This window comes from Moorena producens PAL-8-15-08-1, from assembly GCF_001767235.1.
Classification (GTDB): Bacteria; Cyanobacteriota; Cyanobacteriia; order Cyanobacteriales; family Coleofasciculaceae; genus Moorena; species Moorena producens_A.
In genome coordinates, this window is sequence record NZ_CP017599.1 from 4,508,934 (window position 1) to 4,522,667 (window position 13,734).

Below are 13,734 nucleotides of genomic sequence, written 5' to 3' on the forward strand. Positions count from 1 at the left end.
TAGTAATGGATAGCGAATTCAGACATCAGCGACGGATGGCAGTGAGCGCTCATCCGATTCAGATCGGGCTTGATTATATCCAAGTTGAGTGGCTAGAAGATACTCAAGACGAGTGGAATCTGCTAGTCTATTTCATTCCTGCAGCACCAGGTTTGGAAGGCAAACAGGTGGCTCCCGAAACAGTCACTTCTGGCAATATCCAGATTACCAAAGGTGGGGTGGTTAGCAGTGACCTTCAGTTGCTAGAACAAACAATAGAGGGAAATCTGCTGACACTCAAAGTTGAGCATCAGTTGAAATCAGATGATAGTGAGGAGCAGAGCAATTCCTATCAATTAAAACTGATTAATATACCTAACCTAGATCCGTTCTTTGAAGAGCTGAGCTTTGGCTTCCGAATACCGGAGCAGATCTCCACGAAAATTGATCCGCAACAGCCGCTACTGGGAGAGCTGAAAACTCAGGAATCCATCGAAATTACCTATCTGGCAAAGGACTATAGCAGCTTTCGCCAATTGATACTTGATCGCCTATCGGTGGTAATGCCTAAATGGCGAGAGCGCAATCCAGCCGATATTGGAATAGTTTTAACAGAAATATTAGCTTATACGGCTGACAGCGCCAGCTATTATCAGGATGCCGTGGCAACAGAGGCCTACCTGAGTAAAGCTCGACAACGAATCTCTATCCGTCGCCACTGCCGTTTGGTAGACTACGTATTGCATGAAGGCTGTAATGCTCGGGTTTGGGTATACCTAGAGTTACAGTCTGGGATGGAGCCAGTGATGCTCCACCAGGACTCCATGGTCGTTACGGGTGCATCAACATTGCAGCCAGTGCTAAAGTCTGATTCCCGTGACGCCCAAGAGGTGCTCAAGAAAAAGGGTGCTAAGGTTTTTCAAACCCTACACGACCTGGAACTGCGATCAGAACACAATGAAATTGAGTTCTATGCTTGGGGGGCTTCTGAGTTTTACTTAAACAAAGGTACCACAAAAGCGACATTAGTAGGACATTTAAAACATTTGCAAAAAGGTGACCTGCTGTTACTCGAAGAGGTGAAAAACCCGCAGACAGGGGAAGACGGCGATCCGGAGCACCGTCAGGTGGTGCGTTTGACTATGGTCAATTCTCAGGTAGAAGACGTGATCGGAGGTAGATTTAAGGACCCACCAGATAATACAGCAGTGCCATTGACTGAGATTGAATGGGCTCTTCCGGATGCACTCAAATTCTCTCTGTGCGTCGCTAAACCTTCTTGCCCAAAAACTACTGATCCCCTCAGCCTAGCCCGGGGTAATATTGTACTTGCCGATCACGGCAAAAGTCAGGAAGACAATAACATGCCTAACGTGCAGGCATCAGGGGACTATCGCCCCCAATTGTCTAAAAGTGATTTAACTTACAGCGAAGTTTACAAGCACGAACAGGCAAAAGAACAGCCCGCAGCAGAACTATTACAGCAAAACCCTCAAAACGCCGTACCAGTCTTGTGTTTACAATCTTCTGCTAGTAACAGTGGTGATTGGGAAACCTGGTATCCACAACCCGACCTTTTGAATAGCAATCAGTTTGCTTCAGATTTTGTTGTGGAAATGGAGAGCGATCGCACAGCCTACCTGCGTTTTGGAGACGGAAATTTGGGTAAAGCCCCCCTAGCCGGTTCGACAATGAAAGCGAGCTACCGCAGTGGTAACGGTACTGCCGGTAATGTGGGTCGAGAGGCGATCGCCTATCTGATCACCCACGATAGCAATTACTACGTAGAACTGGTTGGGAAAATTGCTAAAATTTACAACCCCTTAGCTGCCGAAGGTGGTATAGACCCCGAACCGATCCCCGACGCCCGGCTGAATGCCCCTCAGGCTTTCCGCATTCGTCAGAACTGCGTTACAGAAGCAGACTATGTTGAGGTAATGCAACGTTACCCGGAGGTGCAAAAGGCTGCTGCCCAACTGCGCTGGACTGGTAGTTGGTACACTATGTTTATTGCGGTCGATCGCTATGAGGGCAAACCGATTGACGATGCCTTTAAGCAGGAATTGCGCGACTATATCATGCCATTCCGATTGATGGGTCACGACCTAGAGATTGTGGAACCGACCTTCGTTCCCTTGGATATAGTTTTACAGGTAACACTTAAAGATGGCTATTTCCAAAACAGTATCAGACGCGCTCTTGAGGAAACCTTTGGCAACAAAGATTACAAGAGTGGCAGGCGCGGTTTTTTTCATCCAGATAACTTCACCTTCGGTCAACCCGTTTTCCTAAGTCGCATTATTAAGAAGACAATGGACATTGATGGGGTGTACCGAGCTGAAGTTAGCCGTTTTCAGGTTTGGGGTCGGACACCTCAGGATGAACTGAACCGAGGTGTAATCGCCACTGATACGTTGTCCATTGTGCGAGTGGATAATAATCCTTATACTCCAGAGTATGGTTTGATCGAGTTTGAATTAGAGGGGGGCATATGACATCAACATCAGAAAACCAACCAGAACCAATTTACAATCCACCAGGGCTGACAGCCCTCTCTTATCGGATTGCTAGGCATGATGATAGCCTCAAACGGATGAAATCCGAGTTGCATACTCAGACAATCCCCCCTAATCAAAAGGATGGTTCGCGACCCCTAGGGAAACTGACCGCTAGCCACAACGATGACCCTGCGATCGCATTCTTAGATGGTTGGGCGGCAGTGATGGAAGTGCTGACGTTCTACCAAGAACGTATCGCGAATGAAGGCTTTGTAAACACGGCAACCGAGCGACTATCGTTACTGGAACTGAGTCGGACGGTGGGCTACGAACTAGATCCAGGTGTGGCTGCCAGTACCTATCTAGCTTTTACAATCGAAGAGTCAGATGATGTACCGGAGATTGTCCAAGTCCCCGAGGGAGTTACAGTCGAAAGCGTACCCATCGCTGATGAAGACCCCCAGGTATTTGAGACTGTAGAAACGTTGGAAATGCGGGGGGCGTGGAATTTACTGCAACCCCATTTACCCTCAGAAATTGTCCCGCAAGAAATAAGCGAAGACACCGTATCACTTAAGCTATCGGGTACTGAAACTCAGTTGGAAGAGGGCGATGCTCTATTGATAGTAGAGGAGGAAATAGAATTATCTGAAAGTCTTTATACTCCAATAGCAACAGTCGAAACCGATGACGAGCTAGATTATACTACTGTTTCTTGGGAAAAAGCTTTGGGTTGGGAACCCCGCAGCGAGATCCAAGTGTTTGCTTTACCGGAACAAGCCACTCTATTTGGTAGCGAGGCTCCTGAATGGAATGAACTGAGTCCGGAGGAGCAACGCCTGTACAGTGATGACACCGGTGGTGTTTTTAACTATATTGACCAGCGGGAGTGGACGTCAATTTCCACAGACTTGTTGAAAAATGCTGATGTTCGGGCTTTGGTGCGCGAGGGAAACACTGGTAGTCTGTTTGTCGGTACTAATAATGGCATCTTCCGCTCTAGGGACGAAGGCAGAAATTGGGTAGAGATTAACAAAGGTTTAACAAATCTTGATATCTACTCTCTAGCAGTTAATGAGAAAGGATATATTTTTGCAGGGGCGACGGAGGGGAATGTTTTTAGAAGCATTGACCAGGGAGAAAGCTGGGTAGAAATAGGTAGTGGGGGGATTAGTGTTGTCGAACATAAAATTACGATCGGAGGGGTACCAGACCCATTACACGAATGGGAGCCCATAACAATCAGTTTGCCCAGCAGTATTATCCGCTGTCTTGCTGTTTCTGGGAATATCATCTATGTGGGTACTGAATATGGTATTTTTAGGTCTCAAGATAGTGGGAGAATCTGGGAGGATATTAATAACAGAGATAGTAACTCTATTGGCTTGAATGGCACGATTGTATATTCAATTGCGAGAATTAAAAAAGATACTACTTATTATATTTTTATTGGGACTGACCAGGGTGTATTTCGTGGGGAGGAAAATGACACTGGGCAGATAACGTGGACAAAGATTAACAATACTGACACCCTGAACGATGAAAAAAATGTATATTCACTAGTTGCGGCTAAAATCAATAATCAGGATTATCTATTATTTGCGGGGACAAACACAGGGGTATTTCTCTGCGAAAATCCTTTTTCTGATCCTCCTGCTGCTGCTGCTCCTGCTGCTCCTGTTACTCCTACTCCTACTTCTGCTCCTGCTGCTGCTGAAGCACCTGCTAATTTAAATTGGGAGGAGAGTAACTCTGGAAATCTGACAAATGAAACTACTGTCTATTCCCTAAGTATAGCGACTAAGGGAAGCAGCAATGATTATATATATGCAGGGACAGACCGTGGTGTATTTTACTCCCATATTGACACAAGTAATCCTGATGATGTTGTTGTAAACTGGGAACAAATCAATAATGGATTGATAAATCAGGAAATTCGTAGTATATTAGCCAATTTTGATGCAGCCCAGGAAGAAAAGCTATTCGCCGGAAGTTGGTTTGATAGCCTGCACACAATGGACTGGCCAGGGTTTGCGATCGCAAATCAGCAACATATCGATCTCAATGATATCTACGATAATATTTTCCCAAATAGTTGGGTGGTATTGAAGCATGAAGAAAGTAGCCAGGCTTATAAAGTTAAAAGCGTAGGGACAGTTTTGCGCAATGAGTTTGGCGAAAATGGTAAACTAACCCGGATTCAACTGGAAACTACTCAAGCAGATTTGAGTGCCTTTGGAGGAGATAAATACCGGGAAACTGTAGTTTTAGCCCAAAGTGAAGCCTTAGAACTCTACGAAGAAATTATCTACCGAACAAAACTGCCAGTGGAAGGGGATGAAATAGAGTTAGATAAAGTAGTCCCAGGACTCGAAGAAGAGCGGAAAATTATTATTAGTGGCAAGCAAATGCGAGCTCAAATCCCTCCCATGGGAGGGGTTGTTCGCCAGTCGTTGTTGAGTGACAAAACTTGGGCAAATTTGACTCAACTGTGGACGTATACTGATGTTAGTGATTTGTTAATTGACCAGGAAGCTGATAGGGAAACCCTATTTACTGGAACAGCAACAGGAGTCTTGCATCTGGAACTGGGAAGCGATGAGTGGTTGGACAGGAAAAGTATTGACCCTTCCCAACAGAGTATTCAAGTTCTAGAGTGCTACTCAGACAGTGACTTTCACTACATCTTGGCAGGGACAGCAGCCGGAGTATTCCGATATGATGGCAGATTCTGGCAATCACTGAATAATAAGAGCTTGACCAATACCAATGTGGTTGCTCTGACTAGCTATGTAGAAGATGAAATCCGTATCATTTTAGCAGGGACAGCAAGCGGAGTCTTTCGACATGATGGCACTAGCTGGAGCCCTCTGAATGATGGTTTGACAAATACTGATGTCCGTGACCTGACCAACTATTTGGAAAATGGCTCCCGCATCATTTTAGCAGGGACAGCAACCGGAGTATTTCGACATGATGGCACTAGCTGGAGCGAGCTCACTGGCTTGACAAATCCTAATGTCCGTGCTGTAGAGAGCTATCAAGAAGGCACCTCCCGCATCATCTTAGCGGGCACAGCAGGGGGAGTATTTCAACATGATGGCAGTAACTGGACGGAGCTAGCTGGCTTGACAAATCCTAATGTCCGTGCTGTAGAGAGCTATCAAGAAGGCACCTCCCGCATCATCTTAGCGGGCACAGCAGGGGGAGTATTTCAACATGATGGCAGTAACTGGACCGAGCTAGCTGACTTGACAAATACTGATGTCCGTGATCTACAGAGCTATGAAGAAGGTGGCTCCCGCATGATCTTAGCGGGGACAGCAGGGGGAGTATTTCGACATGATGGCAATATCTGGAGCCCTCTGAATGATGGCTTGACAAATACTGATGTCCGTGATGTAGAGAGCTATGAAGAAAATGGCTCCGTTATTATCTTAGCGGGGACAGCAGCGGGAGTTTTTCGAAATGAGAATAGCAGCTGGAGCGAACTTACAACTGATTTGCCTACAAGCATTGGGGCATTGGAAAGTTACGAACGCAATGGTACTTTCTACATTTTCGCAGGAACAGGACAGGGTCTATTTCGCCGAGAACACAATGGCATTAGTTGGGATTTAGATGCTGATTTAGGAACTCGTAATGTCCAAGATTTGGAGATTTATACGGAAAAAAGCGATCGCTATCTGTTGGCCGGGACAAACACAGGGGTATTTCGTCTAAATCTGGATCGAGGGGATGGAGAATGGGAAAATATTACCTATGACTTGACAAAGACTGATGTTCGTGCTTTGACAACTTATATAGAAAATGGAGTACGTACACTATTTGTGGGGACCACCGAGGGAGATATCTTTAGCTTAAAGTCCGATTCCCAATCCTGGATTAAATTTGATAATAACGTTCCCAATAAAGAAGCTATAACAGCTCTGGCGACTTATGTATTATGGGGCGGACGCTATTTGTGGGCAGGGACAAATTTAGGAGTATTTCGCCTCAAGCTGGGAGAAAATGCCTGGGAAGAATTTAATACTGACTTACCCAATAAACAGGTTAAAGCTCTAGATATTTATCAAGATAGTGGGGATATCTCCCTGTTGGCTGGCACCATAGAAGGCATATTTGGTCGGGATCTGACAGATTTAACCGCTAGCTGGAATAAGTTTTCTGATAGCTGGGACAATGGAGAAAAAGAAGTCAGGGTTCTGAAAACTTACCAGTACAATGACACACGCTATCTATTGATAGCAATCGGAACAGGAGACATATTGAGTCGAGACTTTGGTGGGAATAGCTGGCATAAACTTGATGATGAAGGATTGACAAATACAGATGTTCGCAGCCTGACGATCGATACTCAAGGTAATTATAAATACCTGTTGGCAGGAACAGCAGGGGGTATATTTCGCCAAGAACTGAACCAACAGCAGAGATGGGAACGGTTTGATAATGGCTTGACAAATACCGATGTAAACGTGCTGGAGATATACGAACAAAACGGTTCTCGCTACATCTTGGCGGGAACCGCAGAAAATGTATGTCGCCGCAATCTGGATGATCCTGACCAGACTTGGCATCACTTATCCAGGGGATGGATAAATCGCGAAGTCCGCGACCTCAAGACTTATACAAAAAATCGTAAGTGTTATATCTTTGCAGGGACATCTGATGGAGTATTTTGCTTGAAGTTGAATGATAGCAACGAAAGCTGGATTTCCCTGAATAATGAGGATAGTAACAATAGCTTGCCTGATAAAGATGTGCGCGCCCTCGATCTTAAAACACAAGATAACAGGCTTTACATGTTCGTGGGGACAAAATCCGGTGTATTTAGAAGTTTTTTAACTTTAGAATCAGAAGAGCAGGCAGAGGATTTGAGTTCAAAGCTAAAATCTGTGGAGGATTTGCCAAATTCAGACCTAGAAGAGCTAGAAAAGTCGTTGGTAGAATTCCTTTATCAAGTCTCGTCAGCTCTCGGTGCTTTTTCAGGGCAATTAAATCCGGTTTTAGCTTCTCAAACTTATCAGCAGACTCTAAACATTACTACAAAACCGAAGGTTTCGGGTTGGGAGCACGAAAATAGGGCTTTAACCAACAACAATGTCTATAGCTTAGCGTTAGATACCCAGGATAATGTAACCTGGCTATTTGCAGGGACTAAAGGTGGTAATATCTATCGTCGTGCTATCTTCCAGGAAGATAGTCAGTGGATACAAATGCGACAAGCCCTAGCTAATGATGTCCGGGCGATCGCTATTAGCAGCCAAGGTCAAGTATTTATTGGCACACGGAACCACTGTATTTTGAAAGGCACCGAAAGTATAGAATCAACAGAAATACTGCCTGGAGACTCCCTGTCTATCCAACAGCGTCAGGAACTCACAGAAGATAATACCTTAAACGCAATGCCTTCAGAGCAGGTTGTGATGCCAGGTAGTTTAGTGCGCTGGAATCTGATCGATAAACTTGGGTTTAAGGGGGAGATAACCACAAAACCAGGGGAAATCCTTCTGGAGGCGGCAACTGAAGCTGACAAAATTATCAGTGAGGTTGCTTCCTTAAAAGAGGTAATCCAAGGACAGCAGCGCACAGTGATTAAGCTAGTTGAACCCCTCCTGAATACCTACGATCGCACCACAGTGACCATCAACGCTAATGTGGCTTTGGTTACCCACGGGGAAACCGTTGCTGATGAAGTGCTCGGTAGCGGTGATGGAACCAAGATGAACCAGGAATTTCTCCTGAAAAATCCACCCTTAACCTATGTTTCGGCAGATACAGCTACCGGTAGCGAAAGCACCCTGAGCGTGCGTGTGGATGGTTTACTGTGGGAAGAAGTTACCTCCCTTTATGAGTTAACATCCCCAGAACAGCGGTATATGACACGGATAGACGATGATGGCAAAACCCGTGTGATCTTTGGGGATGGCTACAAGGGGGCACGACCTACAACTGGGGAGGAAAATATCACTGCTACCTATCGTACAGGTATTGGTCCTGATGGTGAAGTCGCAGCTAACACAATCTCTTTAGTACAAAGCGCACCCTTAGGTGTGGTGGAGGCAACTAATCCCCAAGCCGCAACGGGTGCAGCACCACCAGAAACTCGGGACGAAGCACGGCAAAATGCTCCCCTGAAAACGCGGTCTTTGGATCGGATTATTTCTTTGCAAGATTACGAGTACTTTATCGGTGGCTTCTCTAGTATTGGGAAGGTTATTGCTACTCAGTTGCAAACGACGGCAAATTATGGTATGGTACAAGCAACGATAGCTGGTCGCAATGGCGCACCAGTTGAACCTGACTCAAATCTTTACGCTCAAATTAAGCAAGCTGTTGAAGACGTAAGGGATCCCACTCTCAGCTTAGGTGGTGGTCCGGCATCTCAGTTCAGCCTTGACAGTTACCAGGGTCTATTGTTCAATATTAAGGCGAATCTCTGGATTAACTGGCAATATGTGGCTGATACTGTAATGAGTGATGTAAAAAAGGTGCTTAAGGAGGCGTTTGCTTTTGACAAGCGTGCCTTTGCTCAGAATGTAACTGCTGCAGAGATCCTCCAGTTAATTCAGTCAATTCAAGGGGTTGATGGTGTAGACTTGGATGCCCTTTACTTAGATGGCTACGATAAAACGTTCAACCAATTCCTAGAAGCAAAACCAGCCTCTTGGAATGGCCTTGAGGTGGAACCGGCTCAACTGCTATTACTCAATCCGGTCTCAGGCAGTATTGAGTTAGAGCAGGTATAGCTGGGGAATTCAAAATTCAAAATGACCTCAGCCTGAAGACTGATGCATAGCTCGTACTTCCGTACGGGAGCATGTCAAATTCGTAGAACAAATGTACTAAAACGACTGATAACTGGTACTCAAGCCCGGAAAACACTATAGTTCAAGAGTTTGTACTTCAAGTGTTTTTACAAAATTGACCTGCTCCCCAAGCTTAAACCCATGAGGGGGCTATAGATAATGTACAAATATTCATCCAGGACTAGCTCCCCCTATTACCTATTACCTATTACCTATTACCTTCCCCTCCTGGTCGGGGTTAGGGGTGGGTTCCCATTACCTATTACCTTAGTACAAATGTTCTGCAAAAGTGACATGCTCCCCTTCCGTACTTATGGTCTATTTCTTTTCATTTAATATCTTTATGGAGTGAATTTCATTGTTGAGCTCGGAAATATCCCCTCCTTCTACTAATTGTATGTTTAATACATTTCCTTCCAGTTTAAGTAGGTAGGGAGCTCCTTTTTTTGTTTTATTTTGCGTAAATAATTTCTTCGCTTTTCCGGCATTCTGAAAATGCACCAATCCTTTTTCTAGCATGTTTTGGTAGAATTCATAGACGTTCATATTGAGTGTAATTTCCACAAAGCCATCATACTGCGATCCCTTTGCTTTTTCTCCTTTCAAATATTGGAGGCTATAATCCAAAGAAGGTGAAAAAAAACTCCCAATGGCTTCCAATTTTTGAGATGAAATAGCATTTTCTATTTCATCAGTCCTCATGGAACGATAAAGTTTGTTTCCCTTAACTGAATCTTTAATTAGAGCAAGTTCTTCGTCTCTTTCCTCAAATAAATCATCTCCTTCACTTTCTGTAAGTATTTCCAAATCAGAGATACTGGTCTCCTGTCTTTCTATGATAAGTTCTTGCTTTAGCACTTCTATTATCTTACTGATATTGGAGAAATTAACATTTTCTTGGTCATATTTTTTAAGCAATCTGGTTATGTCATTCTCTCTCGCCCCAGTTTCTTGCATAATCTCATTACGCATTGGATAAACATGGGCTAGATAGACCTCTGCCCAACTTTTTGGTGAGCCGTCAATGATTAATAGTCTTTGGATAGTGTGATCGCCAGATCTTGTAGTGTGGGCATTGCTCACCGATTCTACTCCCTTCTCCTTTTGCTGCTGCACCATCGCCCTCGATCGCATCTGCACCGCCTGTTCCCCCATCACATCAGCCTCCCGCTCCAACCCCTGATTGTCATTCACTCCAACCCCATTAACCTCCATCGTCGGCTTAACCCTTCCCTGCTTCTGCTGCACCACATGCCAAGCTTCATGGGGCAAATGCCGTTCCTGCCCGGGCGCAACCTCGATCCCCTGCCCCTGCGTATAAGCATGGGCATTCAGTTGAGCTGGTTTGGGAGAGTTGTAGTTAACGCGCACACCTGAGAGGTCAAAACCCGACAGACTTTCAATTCCTTCTTTGAGGCGATCGGGCAACCCTGTTTTGTTTTCCGCTTTCTTTTCTTCCTCCTGGCGCTGGACTGGGGTTTGGTGTTCGCCCCTTCTTCCTTCTCCTTGGGCTTCTTGCATGCCCTTAGTCCTGAGCTGTTGCACGGGCGGATGCGATCGCATCTTTGGTTGGGAAGGTTGAGCCGAGTAATTGCTCACGGGTATCTCCATCAAGTCAAGTTTAATCCCTGTGTAAGTGCTGGCTGGGGATTTGGTTTGTGGAGTCAAGGTTTTTGCGGGAAGCTCACGCACCGCACTCCGTTGCAGTATCCAGTTGTCGTCTGACTTCTGGGGAGACTCATGATTTCGGCGAACATATTGACGAGTCATTTTTTATCTTTATTCTGTTTTTGGATGGGATTAGTCTATTATGGTTTCTGAACTTTATGGATAGCAATTTCCGCAAGTAATGTTAACGGTGACGGAAAACATGGTCAGGGAAAAACTATACCAGCTATTACCAGCTATCTACCGTCGGAAAGATTTCTTTTTAGACGAACCCCTGCGGGCCTTGCTGGCGATCGTCGAGCAAGAACTGGGCATCCTCGAAGCCGATATCAATAACCTCTACGAAAACTGGTTCATTGAAACCTGCGATGAATGGGTATTGCCCTACATTGCTGAATTGGTAGGGATTCAAGACTTAAATGACCCGGAAAAGATTTTACCCGTTCAGCGCAGTCGCATTGGTAATGCGATTCGCTATCGCAGGCATAAAGGGACTCCCAGAACCCTAGAGCTAGCCATTGAGAATACCACGGGTTGGACAGTGCGGGTCGTGGAAATGTTCAACTACGTCCTCACCACTCAGTATATCCAAAGAGTCCGCCCCCAGTCCGCTGCCACGTTTGCTCTGACTCAAAGTACGGCAATGGTGGCGATGCAGGATTTATTTGACAGTAATGCTCATACCTTAGATATCCGTGCTTTTGATGGCAATCAAATCAGATACAATCTCAGAAGTCTCAGTTTATTTATTTGGAGACTACAAAGCTATCCAATAAAACGCTCTACCCCATGCTATAGGCCAGAATTACCTATCAAAGCGGTAGATATTAGGCACTGGGATACCAGGGATGATACCAGCAAATATGAATTTGAACAGGCGGTTTTTGGCTTTAATACCTCCCCTAGCCAGCGCAAGCATACCCTACAGGTTAGTCCTAGAGTGATAAGCAATAGGAATGGCTATTACAGGCACAAGCTCAAGAAAAAATCTAAACTTGACTGGCCAGTAATCAACCAAACCGGTTGCTATACCTTTCACCCCTTGGGTTACGATATGCCTTTGTTCAATCAGCCGAAAAGTAGAGAAAATCAGAATCTATGGGCTCATGAATTGGACAGTCTTGAACTTCCGATCCCAATCAGTCATAAGGCGTTTGAGGAAGATTTAAGACCTTTCCAAACGCCTACTCCCGAGGAGGAAACTGATGAAAAATTCATTAAAATCTTCCGATTAGGTGATGGCGACGATTATATCTATCCTAATGATTGGGTGGAGCAGCAGACGGAAAATACGACTTACAGTCTATTAAAAATGGCAAAAGACTATCGCAAGTCCGTTGACCTCAAGGAAGTGCCAGCGCCACAGGTAGATCCCTCAGAACCAGAACTCAATAGCGAGTACTATTACGGACCTGAGCGCAGCCTGGTGATATATATAAAGCGTGGAAAAAATAAAGGGGAAGAATATCCAGCCATACCACCAGAAAAGATTATTGCCCAACGATTAACAAATTGGGAAGAACCGCCACCCGGTAAAATCGCCGTAGATGTGGAATTGGGTCGGCTAATGTTCGCCAGTGGCGAAGATCCGGGTTGGGATAATTTAGAAGTTAACTTCAGCTATGGCTTTAGTGCTAATATGGGAGGCGGTCCTTATAATCGGAGTCAAGCTCTGGTTCAGGACGCAGAAACAATTCGGTGGGTAGCCAGAAAAATGCCTCCAGAGGCTACCGAAAACTGGTATACATCCCTGTCCGAAGCCATCGGCGCTTGGAAGGCAAGCGGCGAGTCCCACAACACGATCAGGATAATGGACAATCAAGCCCACTTTACGGCGCGCAGCCATACAGCACCTGTAGTTGACGATACATTGCTGATCGAACTCGGTTCGTGCGATCGCTTGACAATCGAAGCAGGTAATGGTTACCGACCGACGATCAGTCCTTTGGGAGGGGATCTGATCGTGAGCGGTGCTGAGGGGTCAACGTTACGGCTAAATGGTTTGCTTTGTGGCGGTAAAGTCATCGTCGCCGGAAAGGCGCAACTAGAAGTAGACCACTGTACGATTCGACCCAAGCGATCCCCTGACCAACACCAAGAAACTGTTGTGGGCATTAGCGAAGTCTCTGGGGAGACCAAAGTGACAATCTCTAATAGTATTGTTGGGCAGGTAAACTTGCCCATTGAAAGTGGAGCGTTGACACTGCGCGATAGTATAATCGATGGGGCCGGATCGGCAGCAATCCGGTCGTTGGGAAGACACCATGGACTCGTGACAAAAATCGAGCGCTCGACAATTTTTGGGGGAGTATATATTGAAGAAATGGAGTTGGGTTCGGAAACAATCTTTATGGAACCCGTAAAAGCGCAAAAACAAGGAAGTGGCGGTCTGCGGTATAGCTACGCACCAGTGGGTTACCAAATCGAAACAGAACCACCACCGACAGAAGAAGAACCAAAAAAAGAAAATTATTATTACTCTACACCAGAACGATATGAGTGCCAGCCAAAGACTTTGGAGAATTCAGAACTACAGCCAAGTTTTACATCCCAGCAGTACGGTCAACCGGGTTATGCTCAGTTAAGCCTCAGTTGCCCTCAAGAGATCCAAAAGGGCGCAGAAAATAATACTGAAATGGGGGCGTTCAATAATTTGCAGCGACCGCAACAAGAGGCAAATTTAGCAGCCAGTTTGGATGAATACTTGCGCTTGGGCATGGAAGTAAGCACAGTTTATAAAAATTAACCAAAAAAATTAACAAAAAATAACAGGTGAGGTT

4 protein-coding genes are annotated in these 13,734 nt (G+C 45.4%); 3 read left to right on the forward strand and 1 reads right to left on the reverse strand.

The genetic code is table 11. The features are described 5' to 3' along the window. The first annotated feature begins 5 nt into the window (after nt 1-5). Both BJP34_RS16760 and BJP34_RS16765 read left to right on the forward strand, forming a co-directional pair. The gene (locus tag BJP34_RS16760; protein WP_070393327.1) at nt 6-2,474 is read left to right on the forward strand and encodes a hypothetical protein; all 2,469 of its coding nucleotides are present in this window, start codon (nt 6-8) and stop codon (nt 2,472-2,474) included. Next, the gene (locus BJP34_RS16765) at nt 2,471-9,226 is read left to right on the forward strand and encodes a hypothetical protein (RefSeq protein WP_070393328.1); all 6,756 of its coding nucleotides are present in this window, start codon (nt 2,471-2,473) and stop codon (nt 9,224-9,226) included. Before BJP34_RS16760 ends, BJP34_RS16765 begins: the two co-directional genes overlap by 4 nt. Before the next feature lie 378 nt (nt 9,227-9,604). Here the strand turns inward: BJP34_RS16765 and BJP34_RS16770 are convergent, their stop codons facing one another. Continuing rightward, nucleotides 9,605-11,056 (reverse strand): DUF4157 domain-containing protein, encoded by a 1,452-nt coding sequence (locus tag BJP34_RS16770; RefSeq protein WP_070393329.1) that lies wholly within the window; start codon nt 11,054-11,056, stop codon nt 9,605-9,607. A gap of 88 nt (nt 11,057-11,144) precedes the next feature. Here BJP34_RS16770 and BJP34_RS16775 point away from each other — a divergent pair, with 88 nt between their 5' ends. Further along, complete coding sequence (locus BJP34_RS16775; protein WP_158517260.1) at nt 11,145-13,700, forward strand: phage tail protein; 2,556 nt, start codon at nt 11,145-11,147, stop codon at nt 13,698-13,700. Nucleotides 13,701-13,734: the final 34 nt, after the last annotated feature.

Coding starts and splice junctions, on each gene's coding strand:
- BJP34_RS16760 (WP_070393327.1), top strand. CDS start 6: ATGGATAGCGAATTCAGACATCAGCGACGGATGGCAGTGAGCGCTCAT.
- BJP34_RS16765 (WP_070393328.1), top strand. CDS start 2,471: ATGACATCAACATCAGAAAACCAACCAGAACCAATTTACAATCCACCA.
- BJP34_RS16770 (WP_070393329.1), bottom strand. CDS start 11,056: ATGACTCGTCAATATGTTCGCCGAAATCATGAGTCTCCCCAGAAGTCA.